Genomic DNA, 20,598 nt, shown 5'->3' with positions numbered 1-20,598 from the left:
CGCAGTAACCGACGCACGCCGTTCAGGCGAGGTCCTCGATCAGCCTTGAGGTTGATCCGACCACTTCCCCAACCCGGCCACTAGAGCCGAATAAACCTTGACACCGAAGGTGGGTCGGGATATGTGGATTAACAACGAGTTTCGCCACGGACAATCAGTCAGGTGTCGTCGCTTAGGCCGTGATTTCGGGTCGCTTTCTCGGGTGCCATGTTTTATCGTCCTCGGCGAGAACGAAGTAGCTTTCTTCTTCCTGAACGAAGTGCAGCCGCAACAGTGCATATAGCCCATATAGGCATGCCAGTAAGTCCTCGGCTTGATCGGGCTGTATCGCCCCGGCCGACTGTGCCACGGCCAGGTGCGTGGCGATGCGATCGGCTAGCCGCTGAATCTCGGCATGCATCCGGCTCATCGTGGCGGTGGCCTCGCCGCTACCCAGGGGGCGGGCCAGCGCCGGGTAGAGCTGAGCTTCCTCAGCCCGTTCGTGCGGCAGAATCCGCTCGGTCAGCAAGGCATGCGCCGCGGCCAGCGACTGCAGCGCGGCAGCATCCGGGCCGGCGGCCAGCCGATCAGCGCTGTCACGCAACAGTCCGATGGCGTCGCGCAGTTCGTCATGTTGGGCGGCGAAGCGGTGCAGCATCTGCTCGGTGCCTGCGGCCAGCTGCACCTCGGTGGCCGGATTCCCGCGCAAGGCCCGCAGCGCATTGAGGATCACGGCGACGTCAATACCCTCTTGCAGCAGCGCACCCGCGGCGGGCGGTAACCAGCCAAACGCGGCGATCACCATGGCCAGCAGCGACAGGGTCATGCCGACGACGACGCTTTGCACCGCGATGCGCCGTGACCAACGGGCAATATCCATCGCATCGGCCAATCGGTCGAGCCGATCAGTGGTCAACACCACATCAGCGGCTTCCGAGGATGCCGTGGCTCCACGTGCGCCCATCGCCACACCGACCGTGGCCGCCGCCAGCGCGGGGGCGTCGTTGACGCCATCACCCACCATTACTGTCACCGCCCGTTCGGTTTCGGTGCGCACCGCGGCGAATTTGTCAGCCGGGGTCTGGTCGGCATAGACCGCGTCCAATCCCAAGACGGTGGCGACCTCACGGGCCGGCTCGGCGCGGTCGCCGGTGAGCATAATCAACCGGTTCAGTCCCGCCTCGCGCAGCCGCCGCACCGTGCGCGGCGCCTGGCGGCGCAACGGGTCCCGCAACAACACCGCACCCACTGGCGCGCCCTCGACGCAGACCCAGGCGATCGCTGCGCCGTCCAGGCGGGCGCGATTGACCGCTGCTCGCGCCCACGCGCCGGTCACCGCGTCGGCCGGCAGCTTGCCGACTGTGACCCGACGCCCATCGACGGTGGCGGTGACGCCGCGGCCGGGCTCTTCGACCACATCGGTGGGTAGTGACAGCTGCAAACCCCGGCTAAGTGCTTCAGTGACAATGGCCTCGGCGAGTACGTGCGGCGAAAGCTGGTCCACCGATGCGGTCAGCCGCAGCATCGCAGTCGTGTCGCGGCCCGGCGCGGCCACCACGTCGACGACCACCGGGCGCCCCATCGTCAACGTTCCGGTCTTGTCCATCACCAAAGTCGTTGCATGCCCGAGGTTTTCCAATGCGCCTCCGCCGCGGACCACCACTCCGGCACGGGATGCCCGCGACAAGCCGGAGACAATGGCCACCGGCGCAGCCAGCAGCAACGGACATGGGGTCGCCACCACCAGCACCGCCACGGCTCGCACCGCTGACCCGCTGGCGAGCCACGCCGCTCCGGCCAGCACCAGCGCCAGCGGCAGAAACCACGCCGCGTAACGGTCGGCCAACCGCACGATCGGCGCATTCTCCGCACCGGCCTGCCGAGCCAATCGCACAATGCCGGCATACGTGCTCTCGTCGGCTGTTGCGGTGGCACGCAGCTCAAAGGCGCTGCCGGCATTGACCACACCACTGCGGACCGGTTCGCCGACATCGCGTTCCACTTGCAGCGACTCGCCAGTCAGCACGGACTCATCGAGTATTGCCACCACATCGGCGACGCGTCCGTCCACCGGCACCACCTCGCCGGGGCCGACGACCAGTAAGTCGTTGGCGAGCACGTCAGCCAGCGGGATCACGCCGACCTGCGTTCCGATCCGTCGTCGAGCGAACCGTGGCGCACGCTCGAGCAACGCCCGCAGATCACGTGACGCACGGTGTTCGGCCGCCGAGTCCAGCGCACGGCCACCTGCCAGCATCACCGCGATCAATGCGCCAGCCAGGTACTCGCCGACCAGCAGGGTGCCGACTAGCGATAGCACCGCGATGACGTCTACGCCGACCCGGCCCCGGCGCAACGCCACCAGTACCCACACCAACGCCGGCACCACCGCGAGGACCGTGCCGGCGATCCAAAAGCCGTTGGCCACGCCGCGCCAATCGCCCAGCCAGGCGATCCCACCGGCGGCCAACGCACCCACCGTAAACACCACCAGGGCCGGTTCGATGAGCGAGCGCACCCGCGCATTCCAGCGACCGGCCACAGGTTCCGTGTCGCCAACCATCCAAAGGTCCTCCGGCCATAGCTACATCCGGCGTCTCGAACAACCGCACGGCCATCACGCACTAGAGCCCGACCCGCCCGACGGATTCGGTATTGAGTCGATCAGTCCCACATCTTCGGGGCAAGGGCCTTCGGACCCTTGCCGCGTTATGTGGGCCGGTCCGTGTGAACGGATTTGTCTGCTGCTGCGGCGCTCTGGCCACGCGCCGCCACGGCGCCCGCGATCGATGCGCAGGCGATCGTCAGCAAGGCGCCGAACATCAACGCCGATGCTTCCCCCGCGACGAGGAGGTGTTCCTCGGTGCCGATCGTGGCCGCGGCCACCGGCACGCCGAGCTGCGCGGCCGACAGCACCGCCAGCGTCACCGGCTGGCCGAGTAACTTCCCCGCGCTATGCACCAGCACAGCACCCAGCCCCAGGCTTACCCCTAACAGAATGAGTTTCGGGTGCGCAGCCAACTCGCGTACCTGCAGCGAGGCGCCAAGCCAAACGAAGAACAGCGGGCTGAAGAAACCTTCGGTGATGCCGAACAGCTGACGCGCCAGCCTTCGCGGTTCCCCGACCGCCGCGATCACCAAACCCACCGCGAAGCCCGCCAGCATGACCGATACGTGGGTGCTGACGGCCAGCGCCGCCAGTGCAAACAGCACGATCAGGCTGGTCCGCAATTCCAGGGCAAACCGACGATTTTCGGAATACGCGTGAACGCGCGCACGCCAGCCCCTGCGGTCGATCGCGCTCAGCAGTACAAAAAGAATCGCTGCGCACCCCGCGACCGCCAACGCACCCAGCGCTGCCGCCGGCGCGCTCCGCACGTCGATCACCAACGGCAGCAACACAATACACGCAGCATCAGCGACAGCGATCTGTGCGGTCACGGAGAGCACCTGCGGTCCCTGCAGCCGCAGCGAATCGATCACCGGCAATGCCAGTGCCGCGGACGAAGAGGCCATCAGCACCGCGTAAAGCGCCGCGTGGCCGGTGCCGAACTCCGCCGCCAGGCCAACAGCAAGAGCGACCGCGACGGTACCGCCCAGAAGCACCCGCGCCATTGCCAGCGGCAGCGCCGAGCGCATCTCGTGGCCGCGGATCGGTACATGCGTACCCACCACGAACATCACCAGCGCGAAGCCGATATTCGCGAGCAATTGGAGCGTCGGGTTGGCGGCATCGATGACGCCGAGGCCGGTCTTACCGACGACGAGTCCTGCGATCAGCTCACCGACTATCACCGGAATCCGCAAGCGCGGCAACGCCGCAAGCAACGGGCCGGCGAAACCTATTGCCGTCAGCAGCGCCAGTGTTTGGAAACCGAACCCCTGCACGTCAGTGTCCGTTGGCGGGGGCGAGAAGTGGTGTCATCCGGTAATCGTATTGGCGCTGCCCAAGCTAACGCGTCAATCTTGCTGAGAGGACACGCCGCAGGGGTCTGATGCCCTATACGGCGGGGACCAATTACTCCTGACGCTCGGCCACCGAGCGGTTAGCGTTATTCGCATCGCTCGCTTGCACAGCAACAAGGAGGATTACCGCGAATGTCTGATAGCGCAACATCTCCGGGCATCGTGGTCGGAGTCGATGGATCATCGTCATCCATTGCGGCTGTGCGGTGGGCCACCTTCGAGGCACGCATGCGCAATGTGCCGCTCACCCTGGTCCACGTTGAGGTCACTGCGGCATGGGGCCCGGCACCATGGCTTTTAGCAGATGTCCCGCTTCCCCCCGCCGAGGAGGACCGCGAACGGGAAGAGTACGGCCGGAAACTCCTCGCCGATGCGATCAAAGTTGTTGAAAGCAGCAGCGAGGGTGGCCTGGGCGCCCCTCAAATTAAGACCGAGTTGTTCTTTTCGGTGCCCCTGGCCCCGCTTGTCGCCCTTTCCAAGGATGCGCACATGGTAGTGGTGGGCTGTCGCGGGAGGCACGGTTTGCATCGGGTCCTGCTCGGCTCGGTCAGCACGGGCTTAATCCACCATGCGCACTGCCCAATCGCGATAATCCATGACGAGGCTCAATCCCTGCTGCATCCCTCCAAGCTGCCGGTCGTGGTGGGCATCGACGGTTCGCCGGCGTCGGAATCGGCTACCGCAATCGCCTTCGACGAGGCATCGTGGCGTGGCGTGGACTTGGTCGCAGTGCACGCGTGGAGAGACCCGGACCTATCGGCGGCCCCAAGTATGGAGTGGTCGGCGCAAGAGGCTTTGCGTAATGAAATCCTGGCGGAGCGGCTGGCAGGGTGGCGGGAACGCTATCCGGACGTCACCGTTCATCCGCGGGTCGTGTGGGACGACCCGGCCCGCCACCTCCTCGATGAGTCCGAGTCGGCCCAGCTCGTCGTAGTGGGCAGCCACGGCCGCGGCGGATTCGCCGGAATGCTACTGGGATCGGTCAGCACGGCGGTGACCCACGCGGCCCAGATTCCCGTGATTGTCGCCCGCAGTCGCAACTAGCCGAGAGCGAGATTGCAGCGCCACGGACGCGGCGACTTAGCGTCGGCGCAACCAAAGATACTGCAGCACCGTCGGTGCGAGTCTTGTATTGGGCGGCGAAAGTCGCTTCCGCGGAGAGTCTTAAGCCCCCATTGTCGCGATTAGGGACCAAGGACTCTGCCCGGTGGCCAGCTTCTTCGAGCAGAGTCGATATCGATTCAGCATATGACGGGAGATCCAGGTGACGTCGATGACAACTGTTGCAACGGACGTGGTCCAAGGCGCGGTCGCGCTTGCTTGCCGAGCACCCTCTTACCACAATAGCCAGCCTTGGCTCTGGCGCCTCGACCGCGCCGGATTGCATTTGTACTTGGATCCGGCCCGCGTGGTGCAAACCGATCCCGCCGAACGGCAAGCGCTGATCAGTTGCGGGGCGGCACTCGACCACCTGCGCGTCGCGATGGCCGCTGCCGGATGGAACGCCCATGTTAGTCACTGTCCAGACCCCAATAACGTCGAGCATCTCGCTTCGATCACGCTCACGGAGATGACCGTCGTGACCGAGGAACAACGACGCCGCGCCGACGCCATCGCCACGCGCCGCACCGATCGCCTTCCGTTCGACCCCGTCCCGGACTGGACCGATTTCGAAGCCGAATTGCGAAGCCGGATAGACGACACGGTTGCGCTGGTAGACGTCATCGACGACGCTGATCGCGGCGAGCTTGCTGACGCAACCGATATGACGGACATCTTGCGCCTCTACGACTCCCCCTATTTCGCGACACTGCAGCGCTGGACGGCGCCGTTCGAGGCGAGCGAGGGCATTCCCTATGACTCATTGGTCTCAGCGGCCGAAGGGGACCGTGTCGACGTAGCGCGCACTTTCCCCTTCAGCCATAACCCTGAACGGCGCGCTCACACGCCGACCGACTTGTCGACAATCTTGGTGATCTCCGCACATGATCGCTCCCCACGCGACCTGCTGGGGTGCGGAGAAACACTGTCGACGATATTGCTGGAAGCTACGGTGGCTGGACTGGCCACCTGCACCCTCACCCACCTGACCGAGCTCGAAACCAGCCGACACGTCGTCGAAGGGCTGACCGGGCACCCACTGCCCCAGGTCCTGGTCCGCATCGGCCGCGCCCCCGGCAATGAGCACTACCCGCCACCGACCCCGCGCCGACCGCTAGCCGACGTATTGACCGTCAATCTCTAGCACTCGACAACCAATCCGCCGCCGGGGCGGGGCTAATGCAAGGAAAATCTATGCACTACAACACCTCCCAGAGCAGCCAGACAGTGGCAGTCACCATCACGTCCGACGAACACAATCGCCGGAGCCGGGCCGTGGCCCGCATGCGGTGGCGGGGTCACACACTGATTGGCTTTGGTCTGTCCCATGTCGAGGTCGACAACGTTGGTGAACAAATTGCGCTGGCTCAGGCCTTTTCGGACTTAAGCCACCAATTGTCTTGTATCAGCCAATGATCTAGAGATCTCGTTGGTACACCCAGGCGAAGGGTCAGTCGGCGACCTCGAAGATCGCCGCGGCAGAGGTAACGGGCTTGTCCGCATTGCCTTCGTCGTGCAGCAACATGCGCACCCCGATCCGTCCGGGCCCGCCGGCGTGCGCGGTGCCCTCCACGCGGAAGGGCCCAACCTTGCCGCGGGACATGAACATCACGTGCCAGCTGACGACCTGCACCTTGCGGGTGCCGGCGAGATCGGCCGCAAGGTCGGTCGCCGCGGTCTCCAGCACGACGTGTTGGGGACCGATGTGCAGCGCCGCGTCCGGCGAAGCGAGTTCGGCGCTGAGCGCGGGCAGCACCCAGTGCCCGTCGTCGCGCCGGGCGGCACCGAAGGCGGCCCATAACGGCGGCAGGTCGGGCGAGTCCTCGACAACCAGCTCGGTGCCCGAAACATCCATCCTGTCAAGGCCTTCCGGCGGGATGCCGATGATCGCGCCCTGGCCTTCGTTGAAGGCGATCACCCGATCCGGGTTGTCGGCGTCGACGATCTTGCACCGTCCGTAGCCCATGGTCCGGCCCTGGTGCACGACGCCGGAGCCGACGATCTCGACCCGGGAGACGTCGTAGCCGGGATCGATGATCTGCACCGAGGCGATGACCGGGTTGGGCACCGCGACCATGTCGGTCTGACAACCCTCGGGCGATGAGATGGCCAGTGGCGCAACCATGATTCCGCCTGCCTCGTTGCGCATGTCCCGACGGATCACGACGGTGTCGTCGACGTCGCCGATGTCCATCGACGAGTGCCTACGACCGATGTAGCGGTAACTGAGCAGACCCGTCCAGCGGCGGAACAGCTCATCGCGATAGGCGTCGGCGTCGCCGGCCAACTCCCGGATGTCTCGCAGTTGGTCGCTCAATTTTCGCCACCTTTCTCGAGCAGCGGGTCAGGACTGTCTGTTTCGTCGCACTTGGTTGAACGGCACGCCGCGATCGGCAGCGTACTCGCGAGGGAAGTTCAGCACTCGCTCGCCGATCACGTTGCGCGCCATTTCGGTGGTGCCGCCGCCGATGCTGGCGATCTGGCGGCCCAGGTAGCGGATACCGATATCCAGCAGCTGCGCATCGTCCTCGACGACCGCCGACGTACCCGCGACGGCAATCGCGGTATCGATTTCGACATCGTGGACCGCGGCCATCTGTAAGCGAATGATCGATCCCGCGGTCGGTGGCAGGGCGCCGCTGGCCACCGCGTGGAAGACGTGCTCGCTGAGCTGGCGCGCGACCGTGCGGTGGACCAGGGCACGCCCGGTCATCTCCCGCACGCGTTCGCTGTCCTGCTGGTTCGTCTTCTCGGCCAGCGACAGCAGATCGATCGAAACATCCTCGGCCTCAGAGATTCCCGGCCCACTCGTGTACTCGGAACCATCGCCCATGCTGCGGCGTTCATGGTAGAGCTGCCGCGACGCGACTTCCCACCCCTTGCCCGGTTCACCGACGACCGCGTCATCTCCCACGTCGACGTCGTCGAAGAACTCTTCGCAGAATTCGATGGAGCCGTTGATCTGCTGGATGCGGTTGATCGTTATTCCGGGATGCGCAAGCGGCACCAGGAACATGGTCAGCCCCTCGTGTTTGGGCGCGTCCCAATCGGTCCGGGTCAGGCATAGCCCGTAGTCCGCGGCGAACGCCCAGGTGCTCCACGTTTTGGCGCCATTGATGACCCACCGCCCGTCTCGGCGATCGGCGCGAGTGATCACGCCGGCGAGGTCCGACCCGCCGCTGGGTTCGGACAGCAGCTGGACCAGAACTTCGTCGCCGCGCAGCGCGGCTTGGATGTGGGTGCGTTTCTGTTCCTCGCTGCCCACGTCGAGGATGGTCGCGCAGCAGATGGCGAAGGAGGGCACGTTGAGCAGCAACGGCGTTTCATAGCCTTGCGCCTCGCTGTCGAAGGCCTTCTTGTACTCGTAGCCCAGTCCGAGTCCGCCGTACTCCCGCGGAAAACAAATGCCCGCGAATCCGCCGTCGTACAACGTCTTTTGCAGTTCTCGCGCACGGTGCCAGGACGCCTCCGCGTCGCGTTCGAGCAGGGCGGCTTCGGCGGGACCCTGGCGCGGCATGTTGGCGGCCAACCAAGCCCTGGCCCGGCTGCGAAATTCCGCTACGGTTTCAGCGGTCTCGGCAGTCACCGACGCCGCCGAATTCGTCTGTGCGTCATCGCCGATGACCTCCCGACGCCGTTGTCGTGTCCGAACGCTCAGCTTGTGCTGGGCGACTGTACAGCACCGGTGAATCACTGTACAGATCGATTCCCCCCGGCCGATCATGTATCCCGTCGACGGCGTTGCGAACCATCCCGGGATCGGCCGCCGGACTGGTAAGTTTACGGAATCGGCGTTATTTTAACCGGCGATCGGAGGATCGGGGCATGGGCACTGCCGCAACGGGTTTCGACGTCGCGCGGTTTCGCGATTGGCTGGCCGAGGCGACGGGCGAGGCCGCGGAGGTGTCGGTGACCCCCATCCGCGGCGGTGGCAGCTGCGAGATGTTCCGCGTCGACCGGCTGGGGCAGGCCTGGGTGGTGCGACGGGCGCCGCTGGCCACGGTTTCCGACACCGCCCACCAGGTGATCCGCGAGGCGCGGATCATGGAGACGCTGGGGGCGGCCGGGATAGCGGTGCCCACGGTGCTGGCTCGCAGCGACGACCCCGCGATCCTGGGCGCCCCGTTTTTCGTGATGTCGTACGTCGACGGTGGGGTGATCCGCCGCGACGGACTTCCCGAAGCGCTGCATCGTGATCCGTCGTCACACGGCTTGATCGGCGAACAGCTGATCGACACCCTGGTTGCGCTGCACGCCGTCGACTGGGCAGGTACCGCGCTGGCCGAACTGTCGCACCCGCAGGGTTTTCTGCCGCGCCAGGTCGATCGATGGCTGGCGCAACTGGCGCGGTACCGGGCCCGCGATTTGAACGGCGTGGACGAGCTCGCCGGGTGGCTGCGCGACAACCTGCCCGCCGGCGGCGACCTCACCGTGATGCACGGGGACTACAAGCTGGACAACGTCATCTGGGCGCCGGCACCGCCACCCCGGGTCGCCTGCGTCGTCGACTTCGAGATGACCACGGTGGGTGATCCCCTGATCGACTTGGCCTGGGCGATGATCTTCTGGCCTGAGGCCGGAAACCCGATCGCGCTGGGATCGCCGGACGCGCCGCACGGCATGGACCGCGATCATTGCCAGACACCGGATCAACTGATCTCGCGGTACGCCGAGGCCACCGGCCGCGACCTGTCACAATTCGACTGGTATCAGGTGTTCAGTGCGTGGAAGCTGGCGATCGTCTTGGAGGCGTCCTACGCCAAATTTCTGCGCGGTGAGTCCCGAAATCCGATCCACCAGTTCTTCGGGCCGGTCATCGATGAATTGCTTAGCCGGGCAAGGAGGTTCGCGCAATGACCGACCACCTGTTCGACGTGGCTGACCGGGTCGTTCTCGTCACGGGCGGCAGTCGCGGACTGGGCGCCGCGATGAGTGTCGCGCTTGCCCAGCGTGGTGCACGAGTGGTGATCGCGAGCCGAAAGATCGCCTCGTGTGAGGCACTGGTAGCCACCATCACCGAGTCGGGTGGGCAGGCCTATCCGTTGGCGTGCCATGTCGGCGATTGGGAATCGTTGCCCGGCGTCCTCGAGGCGGCCCTTTCCCGCTGGGGCCGGCTGGACGGGTTGGTCAACAACGCCGGAATGAGCCCGCTTGCCCCCTCACTGCTGGATACCTCAGAAGTGTTGTTCGACAAGGTGATGGGCGTCAATCTGAAAGGCCCGACCCGATTGACGGCACTGGCCGCCACGGCGATGGCCGCGACCGGCGGCGGGTCGATCATCAACATCAGTTCGCTGGCGTCGGTGAAACCCACCCCGGTCACCACGGTCTACGCAGCAGCCAAAGCCGGGCTGAACGCGCTGACCACCGCCTCGGCCATCGAATACGCCGGCGCCGGCGTGCGGGTCAACGGGATCATCTGCGGCACCTTCGATACCGACGCGGCGTCGGGCTTCGTCCGCAACCCCGACCTCTTGCCGGAGCTGGTGCGTCGCATCGCGCTCGGACGGGTCGGCCGACCCGACGAGATCGTCGGAGCCGTCGTCTATTTGCTCTCCGACGCGTCGAGCTACACCACCGGGTCGCTGATGACGATCGACGGCGGCGTCTCCGGCTGATCAGCGGGACCGGTTCGTCTTGGCATCGACGCCGCCCGCCTCGGCCCGCACCCCGGAGATCACCCATTCGACCAGCCGGGGGAAATTCTGTTCGATCTTGGCCGTCTCGGATTCGGAGCGCTTCGCCTCCCGCAGCCCGCGCACGTCGACGATGGAATGGTTGATCGTCATATGCGCCAGGCCGCGGCAGCACTCGGTTGCCAGCGGGCGTGGAATCCCTTCCTGCAGAGTGGCTTTGAGCAGGGCATTGACGTACTCGGTGACGGCGCTGCGGTCATCGATGGTCATCAGCTCGGTCAGAAACGGATGGGCACGCAGGGTGTCGTGCAACGCCTGGCACCAATGCAGCGCCGTCGACTCCCAGGTGTCATATTCCTTGAAGTCGAGTTTCAGCTGCGCAAAATGCCGGGCGACCAGCGCCCTGATCAGTGCTTCGCGATTGCCGACCTGCTGATACAGCGTCCGCGGCGAGATCTTCAGTGCGGCCGACAGTCGACGGACGCTGAGAGCCTCGATGCCTTCGGAATCCAGCAGGTCCAGCGCGTGCGTGAGGATGTCCTCGGCCGGGATCAGCGGCTTGGCCATCGCTGCATCGTACAATCCGTGACGGCGCCAACACCGCAGGCTAAGCGCTGTCGCGGCGAATACCTTCGATCACGTAGTCGATGTGCGTGGCGAACAACTCGTCGACTTCCTCGCGAGTCACCCCCGCCGGGTCACTGCCGGCAAGGCGGCCGCGCTTGCGCGTCGAGTTCGTGCTCGGCGGATGATCCATGGCGACGAAACCCACGGCCGCCCAGGTCAACAGCCGGCAGGCACGCACCGACATGTCGGTCGACATGCCGTCGCGGCGCATGCTTTTCAGTAGCGGGCGGGATGCTTTCAGATAGGCCGGACGCTTCGCCTGCAGGAAGAGCCGGCTGTCGGCCGCGTCGGTCAGTCGTTCGCGAAGTTGGCGGGTCCAGCGGCGGGCATAGTCCGGCCAGGTTTCGTCGCGTTCCAGCTCGGGCGCCAGGTCGTCGAGCATATGCTCGGCAACCGCATCGATCAGCGCGTCCTTGTTGCCGATTCGGGAGTAAACCGGCGGCGGCGTGACGCCCAGGCGGGTGGCCACGCTGCGCATGCTGATGGCGTCCAGACCGCTTTCCCGCATGATTTCCACTGCGGCGGCGACGATCTGGTCCGCGTCGAGCTCCAGTTCGCTGGGCACGTCTACCCTCCTCGCGAGGCTACGTGATGGTCAGGGCGATTTTGCCGATATGTTCGTTGGCCCGCATCACCCGAAGCGCCTCGTCGAGGTGCTCCCAGTCGAAGACGTGGCTGATGTGCGGTTTGATGCCGTCCTTGGACACCGCCTCGCACATCTCGCGGTGAGCGCGCACGCTGCCCACCGTGATTCCGATGACGCGCAGGTTGTTCAGCATCACCTCGGCGACCGCGATGGATGCCATGTCGAATCCGCTGAGCACGCCGATCACCGCGATCGTGCCGCCGACGGCTGCCGAGTGCAGCGACTGTGCCAGCGTCGCGGGTCCACCGAGGTCCACGACGAGCTTGGCACCGCGACCGTCGGTCAATCGCATCACCTCCGTCTCCCAGGCCGGGGTGGTCCGGTAATTGACGAGATGCGTTGCCCCCAAATCCGATCCGACCTTGAGCTTGTGGTCGGACGACGAGGTCAGGATCACGGTGGCGCCCCGCGCCCGGGCGAGTTGCACGGCGAACAGCGATACCCCACCGGTGCCCTGGGTCACCACGACGTCACCAGCACCAATGTTGGCTTCCACCAACGCACTCCACGCCGTCACACCCGCGCACGGGATCGTCGCTGCTTCGACATCGCTGAGATGCGCGGGGGTACTGACCAGGCCGGCCACATCGGCGACCCGGTATTGCTGCAGCCACCCGTCGCAGTTGTCGCCGGGCACCTCATGCTTGGCTTCCGGGTTGGGCGGCCCGTCATGCCAACCCGGGTGAAAGGCCCCCATGACGCGATCACCGGGCCGCAGCCCGTCGACTCCCGCCCCGATGGCCACCACTTCTCCGGCGCCATCAGTCATCGGCACGCGCGGCCAGGGCCCGGGCAGCAGGCCCATCAGATTGACATTGTCGTGAAAGTTGAGGCTCGAGGCATTGACCTTGACCAATACCTGCCCGGGTCCGGGCTCCTGCACCGGTATTTCGACGGTCTGCACGGGCTCGCCGGGCCCCGTCATGACGATGGCCCGTTGACGGTCCGGAATGCTCATGCGATGCCTGCCTCCTGGCGTAGTGCCTGCCACTTCTGTTCGGCTGCCGGCCGCCGCGACGGCAGATGATCGGTCGGCCAACCCTGCACTGGCCGGTACTTCTTGAGCACATGCCGGGCCAGCACCGACTTGTGCAGTTCATCGGGCCCGTCGCCGATCGATCCGAATCGCGTCATCCGATACCAGGATTCGACGGGCAGGTCCCCCGAGTACCCCAATGCCCCACACACCTGGATAGTGCGGTCGAGAACGGCGAGCACCACCTTCGATACGTGCGCCTTGATCATTCCCAGTTCGGCGCGGACCTCGCCCGCACCGAGGCGGTCCATTTTCCAGGCGGTCTGGAAGGTCAGCAGCCTCGCTGCCTGAATCTCGGTGTGCGACAGCGCGATATAGTCCTGCACCATCTGATGCTCGCCGAGCAATCGGCCGTGCGAACGGCGCGAGACCGCGCGCTCACCCATGATGTCCAGGGCGCGCTGCGCCTGCCCGAGCCAGCGCATCGAGTGGTGGATACGCCCGCCGCCGAGCCGCTGTTGCGCCAGCACGAAACCGCCGCCGCGCGGGCCGACCAGATGATCCGCGGGCACCCGGCAGTCGGCGAACACCACTTCGGCATGATTGCCACGCCGGCCGAACTCCGGGTCGGGGTGGGCCATGGTCGGGATGTCGCGAACGATATTGCACCCCGGCGTTCCCGTCGGGACGACGAATATCGAGGCGTGCCGGTGCGGCCGGCCGGCGGGGTCGGTCTCCGCTACCACCAAGATGATGTCCGCGCAGGACGCATTGGTGGTAAACCACTTGTGGCCGTTGATGATCCAGTCCTCGCCGTCGAGCGCGGCGGTGGTGGCGATGACGGTCGGGTCGGCGCCGGCCAGGAATGGCTCGGTGAGTGCGAACGCACTGGATATCTCTCCGTTGAGGTTGGGATACAACCAGCGCTGCTTTTGCGCTTCGGTCGCGCCGTGTGCCAGCAGCTCCATGTTCCCGCTGTCGGGCGCCTGGACCCCGAACAGCTCCATCGACACCATGCACCGTCCGATGAGCTCCGACATCAGCGCGAGCTTGAGCTGGCCCAGCCCCGCGCCGCCCAGGCTGGGATCGAGGAACAGGCCCCACAAGCCTTGCGCCTTGACCTTGTCCTGCAGATAGCGCTTGACCGGCTGCCAATCCTCGGTCGAGATCTCGGCGAGGATGGGTTCCAGCGGGATGACCTCGGAATCGATGAAATCGCGCATCCACGAAAGCTTTTCAGCGAAATCCGGATCCGTCTCGAAATCCCAGGCCATCGCGTTCCTCACCATCGGTCGCGCAATCGCGACACCGGCACTTCCTCACACCGAGATCACAGTGTAATCAGGGTGTCATGCGTCAGCGCAACACCCCCGCACCGGGAGCCATGATCAGGAGCTGAATTGCCCTGTCGCATGGGCAACGTCGAGGTACTCCCATACCCGGACGATCAAGCCGTCCTGCACCTGAACCCAGACGCAGTATTCGTTCTCGTAGGGTTGCCCGCCGGCAAACAGCGCGGTGGCCCGCATCGTGAAACGTGCGGCACCCATGTCGTCGTCGCAGAGCACGTGATGCACCGTCGTATGCACCTCCGCGTACAGCTGGCCGAAGATGATTCGCATGCCGGCGCGGATCGCGTCGCGCCCCACCGTCGGGCTGCCCAGCACACCGACAGTCGGGGTGATCCACCACTGCGCTTTGGGCGCCAGCAATTCGGTGACGCGCTCGGCATCGCCGAACGCGGCCACGAGTGCTGTGAGCAACTCGCGCGTCGACGACTCTGTCATACCGGCCCTCCCAGGCACCCGCAGCGAGAACTTAAAATAACACCGGTTTCGGAGACGTCGGGCGAATCTGATAACCCCGTGTCGGGCGTTTGGGTCGCCGCGAAGTAGTCTGCCGTGAGCATGACGCCCACCCACCCTTTCGACAGGGCCATCGAGCTCGATGTCCTCGACGCCGACACCAGGCGCGGGCGGACTCGTCCGGAGTGGGCGAACATGGTCGGCCCATTCGGCGGCATTACCGCCGCAGTGCTGGTGCGTGCGATCGAGACTCACCCCGACCGCATTGGCGAGCCGCTGGCGGTGACCATCAACTTCGCCGGCCCCGTCGCCGATGGCGACTTCGACATCTCGCTGCGGGCCGCGCGCACCAGTCGCAGCACTCAGCACTGGATAGCCGAACTCAGTCAGGACGGTGACGTCAAGACCACGGCGACCGCGGTGTTCGGTGTCCGCCGCGACACCTGGAGCGACACCGAAGCCCCTCCACCGAGCGCGCCCGCGCCAGAGCAGATTGCTCCTAGCAGCCGTCAGGGGGAAGTCGTCGTTTGGGCGCGCCTCTACGACATGCGGTTCGCCGAAGGCCCTCTTCCAGGCGAGAACGCACAGCCCAGTGCCACGTCGGGGACCATGCTGTGGGTGCGCGACCGCGAGGAGCGCCCGGTCGACTACCCGGCACTGGCCGCGCTGTGTGACGTGTTCTATCCGCGGGTGTTTCAACGCCTCGGCGGCGTCCTGCCGGCCGGGACGATCTCGCTCACGACCTACTTCCATGCCGACCAACACCAACTTGACGCCCTCGGCGGCGACTACGTCCTGGCGTGCGCCCACGCGAACCGCTTCTCACGCGGATACTTCGATCAGAGCGCGCAAGTTTGGAGTCGCGACGGCACGCTACTGGCCACCACGCATCAGATCGTCTACTTCAAGGGCTGACTGGCCCCGCCGCTGTTCGGCTCGTACGTCAATGTCAGGCTTGGCACGTGATCGCCGACGATAACGCCAGCACGCTGCTGGCTATCGAGTCCATCAAGCAGCTCAAAGCCCGCTACTGCCGCTACCTGGACACCAAGGACTGGGCCGCGTGGCGGGCGATCTTCGCCGACGACTTCGTCAGCGACACCTCCGAGGCGGGTGGCAAGCTGATCGCCGGCGCCGACGACTTCGTCGCGTTCACCCGCAAGAGCATCGGACGCCCCTCGCAGTCCACCGCACATCAGGTACACGCCCCCGAAATCGAGCTCACGTCGCCGACGACGGCGCGCGGCGTATGGGCATTGCAAGATGTCGTGCGGTTCGGGCCCGGGCTGAGCCTGGTCGGCCACGGCCACTACCACGAAAGCTACGAAAACGTCGCCGGGCAGTGGCTTATCAAGAGCTCCAAGTTAACTCGGTTGCGCGAGGACATCGTCACGCCGGTGTTCTCGTTCTACATCTCCAACCGGATCCGCAACACGGCCGCCAAGTTCGCCAACCGGCTGCTGGAGAAATAGGAGAGGCCATGACTGTCGACACCATCCTGGTCACCGGCGCGTTCGGACAGGTCGGCAAGCGCTGCGCGCAGATCCTGCTCGATCGAGGGCGAACGGTCATCGCGACCGACCTGCGCAACGACAAAACCCTTGCGGTGCAAGAAGAATTGTCGGCCGGCGCCGCACCCGGGGCACTGATTCCCGCCTACGTCGACCTGACGGACGCCGAAGCGGTGCGCGAGCTGGTCATGACGCATCAACCGGGAGCCATCGTTCACCTTGCGGCGGTGGTCTCACCGGTGTCGTACCGGAATCCCACGCTGGCACGGAAAGTCAACGTCGGCGGCACCGAGAATCTCTTGGCGGCGGCCACGGCCCTGTCCCGCCCGCCGCTGTTCCTGATGGCGTCCAGTGCCGCGGTTTACGGCTCGCGTAACCCGCACCGGTATCCGGAGCGGATCACCCCCGACACCGCGGTGAACCCCATCGATCAGTACGGGCAGGACAAAGTGCTGGCGGAGGCGGCGATCCGGGCCAGCGGTCTCCCGCACGCGCTGTACCGACTGGCCGGCGTCATCTCACCGGACACCCAATCCGGCGGCATCGATGGCGACAACCTGGTGATCATGCGTTCCATGCCCGTTGACAATCGCCTGCACGCGGTGGACGCGCGAGATGCGGCGCTGGCATTTGCCAACGGTGTCGATCGCGAAGCCACGATCAATGGCAAGGCATTGTTGATCGGCGGAAACGAAACGTGCGTAATGCTCGAGCATGAGCTCGAGGGTGACTTGATGACGGCCGTGGGCCTGGGTCGTCTCGGTCCGTCGGTGGGGCTGCCCGGCGATCCTGACGATGACCGAGGCTGGAGTTTCACCGGCTGGTATGACACCACCGAAGCGCAGGCACTGCTTGACTTTCAAGAGCACGACTGGCAGCAGACCATGGCCTGGGTCGGTGAATCCCAGCGAATGGTCCGCATCGTCTTACGCGTCCTGGGTCCGCTATTGCGGCCGGTGCTGCGCATCGCGATCAAACTGCAGAACCGCGCAGAGGGCCGTGGTCCCTACGCCGACCCGTGGGCGATGATCGAAAACAAGTACGGCCCGGCGGCGCTGGCACACGCCGATCGGCAAGCAGACTAGTTGCGCGAGGCGAAGAAAACCGCGGCTTTGCGGATCGAGTCTTCGACGGGCTCGGGTGTCCAGCCCAATTCGCGTTCGGCCTTGCCGTGGTCCAGGGGCGACATCAGTTCGGCCATCCGCATTCCGGCGTACGCGAATGGGAGGTCGCGGCCGAGCAGCCGGGCCAACGCGTCGTTGACCCGCGAGCCGGCGCGCAGCACCGACATCGGGACGCCAATGCGTGGCGGCCGTCTGCCGACGGCGGTGGCGGCGATCTCGTGCAGCTCGCGCACGCTCATGTATCGGTCGGAGACGATGTAGCGTTCGCCACTTCGTCCGTGTTCGGCGGCCAGCAGCATCGCCCTGGCGGCGTCTTCGATGCCCACCACCTCGGACGAATACTCGAGATAGCACGGAAACCGCCCGTTGGCGACGAGGGAAAGCATAGAACCGTGCGGAGTGGGCGCCCAATCGCCCGGGCCATAGGTGGTCGATACGCACATCGCGACGGCGGGCAGCCCTTTGTCCCGCGCGTACGACAGCAGCATGTTCTCGGCCGCGACCCGCGCTTCGATGTATGCCCCGCCCTCGTCCCAGTTGTGCGGGTCTTCCTCGGTGACCGCCCGGCTGTCGCTGATCGCCAAAGCGCCTGCGGTGCTGGTGAATACAAACTTCTTCAGATCGGCATCCAGGGCCGTGTCCAGCACGTGACGCAGACCCTCCACGTTCGTCCGAAACAACGGCGCCGGGTCGCGCAACCACATCCGGGCATCGACGACGCAGTAGTAGACGACATCGCAGCCGGCCATCGCCGCGCGCAAGGCGTCGTCATCGAAGACATCCCCATAGCAGCGCTCGACCTCGAGGTCGTCGATGCCCTTGGTGGAACTGGTGCGGCGCAACATCACTCGGACGTCGGCACCCGAGGCGACAAGCTGACGGGTGACATGTGATCCCAGGAAGCCGCTGGCCCCGATCACCAGTTTCTTCTCGCGCGTAATGGCACTTCTCCCATCATTGCCCCGGGTGGACAATAGCCGGACCGGTCCGTACTAGCGGACGTTTGCCTGGACCTGCTGGATGCGTTCCTCACGCGGTAGTACCGGACCGTCCTCGATCGACTCGGTGATGCCTAACTCCGATAACCCGACTTGGGTCAACATCGAGGTGCCGTACGCGGCGAGCATCAGCTTTTGATCGTCGCTGTGCCCACCGTCGACCAGCATCGCGCCGATCAGGCAGATGACGGCCATCTTGTAGGCGTTGAACGCGCGGTACCAGGACCGGTTCTGCAACGTGATCCCGCTGACCATTTGGTAATGCTCGAGGAGTGCCTCGATGCCCAGTGCGTCGGGGTGGCTGGTAATGCCGACGGGCTGCATCCAGAGCAGTTCGAGCCAGCCGATGTCGGTCAGCGGGTCACCGACGGTCGTCATCTCCCAGTCGAAGACCGCACTGACTTCACCGCCGGTGAACGCGAAGTTGCCCGGTTTGGCGTCCCCGTGCACCAGGGTGACTTTCTGGCACGGCGCGGGCAGGCTGTCGCGCAATGCCTGCAGGAGCCGTTCCAGCGCGGGTAATGAATCCCGCTTGACCCGGTCCATTTCGGTTGCCCAATGGTCGAGTTCGCGGTGCAGGTGGTTGCTGCCGTCGTCGAGCGCGTCGAGCCCGGTCTGCTCGAGGTCGACCGAATGAATTGCCGCAAGGTGTTCGGCCAGGCTTTGACACATCCGCACCACCGTCGCGGCGGCCTCGGCGGGTGCTTCCATTTCATAGACGTCGCCGCCCACCCGCTCCATCACAAGGAACGGCCGTCCCAGGACGTCGCCGCTGCCCTCCAGCCACAGCGCCCTCGGAACACGAACCGCGCTGTCCTGCAACGCGCGCAGGATCGAGAACTGGCGCACCAGGTCGTAGGGTTCCAGCAGCGCCGGCGGTTTGGGGCGCAGTCGCAGCACCACATCGCGGCGGGTATCCCCCGTCACGACGGTGAGCACCATCATCTCCGCGGAATGCCCGAAGTTCACCCGGTCGAGGCCCTCGACCCGGACATCGTCGGCATCGGGCAGTTGGGTGCGCAGCCAGGCGGTCAAACGCTCAGCGACATTGGCGTCCTGCGTCATTGGCGAGCTCCGTCCTCGGACAGCCGTTCGACCGGCGTCTTGGTCTGGGTGAAGGCCGACATGTCCATCGCCGCCCAGTTCGGGTAGCGGGCATAGCCCCGGCCGCCCATCAGCAACTCGAAAATGCCCCAGCCCGTGTCGCCGTCGAGTTCAAACCGCATCAGCTGATCCAGCGCCATCGATTTACCCTCGGTCTCGCCGAGCTGCGCGGAATCATTGCTGTCCCAATGGAAGTGGATGAAGTACGCGCCCTCGCCGAGGTCCTGATACTGGCAGTGCGCCATCGGCAGGCCGTAGTAGGCGTTGACGTCCTGATGCGGTGTGTCGGCTGTGACCCGGTAGGTCTTGCCGTCCTCGTCGGTGAAGACGAGCACAGCACGGGCGGGCCGTTTGCGGTCGCCGTCGAATTCGACGTCGTGCTCGATTTTCACAAACCGCTTGGACAGCGTGCCGTCATTGTGGGTGATGCCGCCGTCGACGTAGTTCACTGTGCCATCGGATGATTCGATGATCCATGCTTCGATTGCCCGGTTTTCGAAACCGGCGTCGAGCCACAGCCAGAAATCGATCTTGTCGGAGACGCGCACCCCGAAGGTGCGATCACGGCCGCCGTGGAATCCGTCGACGCTGATCCGCTCGCCGTCGATCTGCACCCAGCCGGTCCACCGCCCCGGCTCTTTCATGTGGTACATGTCGGCCAGCATCCGGCCGTCGGAGTCACGCACCTTCATCGGCAACAGCTCCCACATCGGCGCGGTGGGCTCGTAATAGAGCTCCCACGCGATGCCGGAATCGTTGGGCTCCACGTCTAGACGCCACTTCTTCAGGGGCTCGACACAGGTCCAGCGCATCGGCCCGGCACTCAGATCGTCGCGACCGCCACCGCTGAGGGGATGGCCGGCCAGCAGATCCCAGTGCCGGCCGTCGGCCAGGCTGACCTTGACGTATCCCAACCCGGTGCCGGTGTTCGGGTTGTTGCCGTAGCCGCTGGCCAGCAACAGGGCGCCGTCCGGCGAGGCGGCGAAGAAGTAGCAGCGGTCCGACCACGTCGGATCGGGATCGTGCACTTGATCGAACGTCGTTGGCAGCTGATGGGTGAATGACTCGTCGGCGGCGCTGTAACCCATGAATGCCTTTCTGCCGGATAGCGAAAATTATTGTCAC

The 20,598-nt window shown here is 65.4% G+C and carries 20 protein-coding genes; 8 read left to right on the top strand and 12 right to left on the bottom strand.

Annotated features, from left to right (window positions below; all coding sequences use genetic code 11):
* Positions 1–172: 172 nt before the first annotated feature.
* Together LMQ14_RS12140 and LMQ14_RS12135 are read right to left on the bottom strand one after the other, a co-directional pair.
* Positions 173–2,542, bottom strand: a complete 2,370-nt coding sequence (locus LMQ14_RS12140) for a heavy metal translocating P-type ATPase (protein ID WP_267734956.1) — start codon at positions 2,540–2,542, stop codon at positions 173–175.
* 146 nt (positions 2,543–2,688) lie between these two features.
* Positions 2,689–3,867: a cation:proton antiporter gene (locus LMQ14_RS12135; RefSeq protein WP_267734955.1), complete on the bottom strand. Its 1,179-nt coding sequence runs from the start codon at positions 3,865–3,867 to the stop codon at positions 2,689–2,691.
* A 210-nt stretch (positions 3,868–4,077) separates the two neighbouring features.
* Between LMQ14_RS12135 and LMQ14_RS12130 the strand changes: the two genes are divergently transcribed.
* The 3 genes from LMQ14_RS12130 (at position 4,078) to LMQ14_RS12120 (ending at position 6,462) form a co-directional block, all read left to right on the top strand.
* Positions 4,078–4,989, top strand: a complete 912-nt coding sequence (locus LMQ14_RS12130) for a universal stress protein (RefSeq protein WP_267734954.1) — start codon at positions 4,078–4,080, stop codon at positions 4,987–4,989.
* Between the two features lie 229 nt (positions 4,990–5,218).
* Positions 5,219–6,190 (top strand): Acg family FMN-binding oxidoreductase, encoded by a 972-nt coding sequence (locus LMQ14_RS12125; protein ID WP_267734953.1) that lies wholly within the window; start codon positions 5,219–5,221, stop codon positions 6,188–6,190.
* A 50-nt stretch (positions 6,191–6,240) separates the two neighbouring features.
* Complete coding sequence (locus LMQ14_RS12120; RefSeq protein ID WP_267734952.1) at positions 6,241–6,462, top strand: dsRBD fold-containing protein; 222 nt, start codon at positions 6,241–6,243, stop codon at positions 6,460–6,462.
* Positions 6,463–6,496: 34 nt separating this feature from the next.
* Here the strand turns inward: LMQ14_RS12120 and LMQ14_RS12115 are convergent, their stop codons facing one another.
* The gene (locus LMQ14_RS12115; protein WP_267734951.1) at positions 6,497–7,363 is read right to left on the bottom strand and encodes a hypothetical protein; all 867 of its coding nucleotides are present in this window, start codon (positions 7,361–7,363) and stop codon (positions 6,497–6,499) included.
* A 27-nt stretch (positions 7,364–7,390) separates the two neighbouring features.
* Complete coding sequence (locus LMQ14_RS12110) at positions 7,391–8,563, bottom strand: acyl-CoA dehydrogenase family protein (RefSeq protein WP_267735473.1); 1,173 nt, start codon at positions 8,561–8,563, stop codon at positions 7,391–7,393.
* 308 nt (positions 8,564–8,871) lie between these two features.
* Between LMQ14_RS12110 and LMQ14_RS12105 the strand changes: the two genes are divergently transcribed.
* Positions 8,872–9,903: a phosphotransferase family protein gene (locus tag LMQ14_RS12105; RefSeq protein WP_267734950.1), complete on the top strand. Its 1,032-nt coding sequence runs from the start codon at positions 8,872–8,874 to the stop codon at positions 9,901–9,903.
* The gene (locus LMQ14_RS12100; RefSeq protein WP_267734949.1) at positions 9,900–10,664 is read left to right on the top strand and encodes an SDR family NAD(P)-dependent oxidoreductase; all 765 of its coding nucleotides are present in this window, start codon (positions 9,900–9,902) and stop codon (positions 10,662–10,664) included. The genes LMQ14_RS12105 and LMQ14_RS12100 overlap by 4 nt, the downstream gene beginning before the upstream one ends.
* Here the strand turns inward: LMQ14_RS12100 and LMQ14_RS12095 are convergent, their stop codons facing one another.
* The 5 genes from LMQ14_RS12095 to LMQ14_RS12075 all read right to left on the bottom strand — a co-directional run bounded on the left by LMQ14_RS12095 (position 10,665) and on the right by LMQ14_RS12075 (position 14,718).
* A complete protein-coding gene (locus LMQ14_RS12095; protein ID WP_267734948.1) occupies positions 10,665–11,249 on the bottom strand; it encodes a TetR/AcrR family transcriptional regulator in 585 nt (194 codons plus the stop codon).
* Between the two features lie 40 nt (positions 11,250–11,289).
* Entirely contained in the window at positions 11,290–11,874 is a 585-nt protein-coding gene (locus tag LMQ14_RS12090) for a TetR/AcrR family transcriptional regulator (protein WP_267734947.1), read from the bottom strand.
* Between the two features lie 19 nt (positions 11,875–11,893).
* Positions 11,894–12,913 (bottom strand): zinc-dependent alcohol dehydrogenase family protein, encoded by a 1,020-nt coding sequence (locus LMQ14_RS12085; RefSeq protein ID WP_267734946.1) that lies wholly within the window; start codon positions 12,911–12,913, stop codon positions 11,894–11,896.
* Complete coding sequence (locus tag LMQ14_RS12080; RefSeq protein WP_267734945.1) at positions 12,910–14,205, bottom strand: acyl-CoA dehydrogenase family protein; 1,296 nt, start codon at positions 14,203–14,205, stop codon at positions 12,910–12,912. Before LMQ14_RS12080 ends, LMQ14_RS12085 begins: the two co-directional genes overlap by 4 nt.
* Positions 14,206–14,319: 114 nt before the next feature.
* Entirely contained in the window at positions 14,320–14,718 is a 399-nt protein-coding gene (locus LMQ14_RS12075; RefSeq protein WP_267734944.1) for a nuclear transport factor 2 family protein, read from the bottom strand.
* Positions 14,719–14,838: 120 nt separating this feature from the next.
* Here LMQ14_RS12075 and LMQ14_RS12070 point away from each other — a divergent pair, with 120 nt between their 5' ends.
* From LMQ14_RS12070 to LMQ14_RS12060, 3 genes are read left to right on the top strand one after another with little or no spacing between them, the layout of a single operon-like run.
* Positions 14,839–15,651, top strand: coding sequence for an acyl-CoA thioesterase (locus LMQ14_RS12070; RefSeq protein ID WP_267735472.1), 813 nt, complete (start codon positions 14,839–14,841; stop codon positions 15,649–15,651).
* Between the two features lie 50 nt (positions 15,652–15,701).
* Positions 15,702–16,208, top strand: a complete 507-nt coding sequence (locus tag LMQ14_RS12065) for a nuclear transport factor 2 family protein (protein ID WP_420714678.1) — start codon at positions 15,702–15,704, stop codon at positions 16,206–16,208.
* An 8-nt stretch (positions 16,209–16,216) separates the two neighbouring features.
* Positions 16,217–17,332, top strand: a complete 1,116-nt coding sequence (locus LMQ14_RS12060) for an NAD-dependent epimerase/dehydratase family protein (RefSeq protein WP_267734942.1) — start codon at positions 16,217–16,219, stop codon at positions 17,330–17,332.
* Here LMQ14_RS12060 and LMQ14_RS12055 read toward each other — a convergent pair.
* From LMQ14_RS12055 to LMQ14_RS12045, 3 genes are read right to left on the bottom strand one after another with little or no spacing between them, the layout of a single operon-like run.
* The gene (locus tag LMQ14_RS12055; protein ID WP_420714677.1) at positions 17,329–18,312 is read right to left on the bottom strand and encodes an NAD-dependent epimerase/dehydratase family protein; all 984 of its coding nucleotides are present in this window, start codon (positions 18,310–18,312) and stop codon (positions 17,329–17,331) included. The genes LMQ14_RS12060 and LMQ14_RS12055 overlap by 4 nt on opposite strands.
* Before the next feature lie 51 nt (positions 18,313–18,363).
* Positions 18,364–19,434 carry a phosphotransferase family protein gene (locus LMQ14_RS12050; protein WP_267734940.1) on the bottom strand — a complete coding sequence of 357 codons (1,071 nt, stop codon included), beginning with the start codon at positions 19,432–19,434 and terminating at the stop codon, positions 18,364–18,366.
* Positions 19,431–20,561 carry a DUF7064 domain-containing protein gene (locus LMQ14_RS12045; RefSeq protein WP_267734939.1) on the bottom strand — a complete coding sequence of 377 codons (1,131 nt, stop codon included), beginning with the start codon at positions 20,559–20,561 and terminating at the stop codon, positions 19,431–19,433. Before LMQ14_RS12045 ends, LMQ14_RS12050 begins: the two co-directional genes overlap by 4 nt.
* Positions 20,562–20,598 lie beyond the last annotated feature (37 nt).

Source organism: Mycobacterium sp. Aquia_213 (genome assembly GCF_026625985.1).
Lineage (GTDB): Bacteria > Actinomycetota > Actinomycetes > Mycobacteriales > Mycobacteriaceae > Mycobacterium.
This window is presented reverse-complemented; position numbering and strand designations above follow the sequence as displayed.

What these genes read in the sequence shown, in the direction of transcription:
- LMQ14_RS12140 (WP_267734956.1), bottom strand. Translation starts at nt 2,542, where the DNA reads ATGGTTGGCGACACGGAACCTGTGGCCGGTCGCTGGAATGCGCGGGTG.
- LMQ14_RS12130 (WP_267734954.1), top strand. Translation starts at nt 4,078, where the DNA reads ATGTCTGATAGCGCAACATCTCCGGGCATCGTGGTCGGAGTCGATGGA.
- LMQ14_RS12125 (WP_267734953.1), top strand. Translation starts at nt 5,219, where the DNA reads ATGACAACTGTTGCAACGGACGTGGTCCAAGGCGCGGTCGCGCTTGCT.
- LMQ14_RS12120 (WP_267734952.1), top strand. Translation starts at nt 6,241, where the DNA reads ATGCACTACAACACCTCCCAGAGCAGCCAGACAGTGGCAGTCACCATC.
- LMQ14_RS12110 (WP_267735473.1), bottom strand. Translation starts at nt 8,563, where the DNA reads ATGCCGCGCCAGGGTCCCGCCGAAGCCGCCCTGCTCGAACGCGACGCG.
- LMQ14_RS12105 (WP_267734950.1), top strand. Translation starts at nt 8,872, where the DNA reads ATGGGCACTGCCGCAACGGGTTTCGACGTCGCGCGGTTTCGCGATTGG.
- LMQ14_RS12100 (WP_267734949.1), top strand. Translation starts at nt 9,900, where the DNA reads ATGACCGACCACCTGTTCGACGTGGCTGACCGGGTCGTTCTCGTCACG.
- LMQ14_RS12095 (WP_267734948.1), bottom strand. Translation starts at nt 11,249, where the DNA reads ATGGCCAAGCCGCTGATCCCGGCCGAGGACATCCTCACGCACGCGCTG.
- LMQ14_RS12085 (WP_267734946.1), bottom strand. Translation starts at nt 12,913, where the DNA reads ATGAGCATTCCGGACCGTCAACGGGCCATCGTCATGACGGGGCCCGGC.
- LMQ14_RS12080 (WP_267734945.1), bottom strand. Translation starts at nt 14,205, where the DNA reads ATGGCCTGGGATTTCGAGACGGATCCGGATTTCGCTGAAAAGCTTTCG.
- LMQ14_RS12075 (WP_267734944.1), bottom strand. Translation starts at nt 14,718, where the DNA reads ATGACAGAGTCGTCGACGCGCGAGTTGCTCACAGCACTCGTGGCCGCG.
- LMQ14_RS12070 (WP_267735472.1), top strand. Translation starts at nt 14,839, where the DNA reads ATGACGCCCACCCACCCTTTCGACAGGGCCATCGAGCTCGATGTCCTC.
- LMQ14_RS12060 (WP_267734942.1), top strand. Translation starts at nt 16,217, where the DNA reads ATGACTGTCGACACCATCCTGGTCACCGGCGCGTTCGGACAGGTCGGC.
- LMQ14_RS12050 (WP_267734940.1), bottom strand. Translation starts at nt 19,434, where the DNA reads ATGACGCAGGACGCCAATGTCGCTGAGCGTTTGACCGCCTGGCTGCGC.
- LMQ14_RS12045 (WP_267734939.1), bottom strand. Translation starts at nt 20,561, where the DNA reads ATGGGTTACAGCGCCGCCGACGAGTCATTCACCCATCAGCTGCCAACG.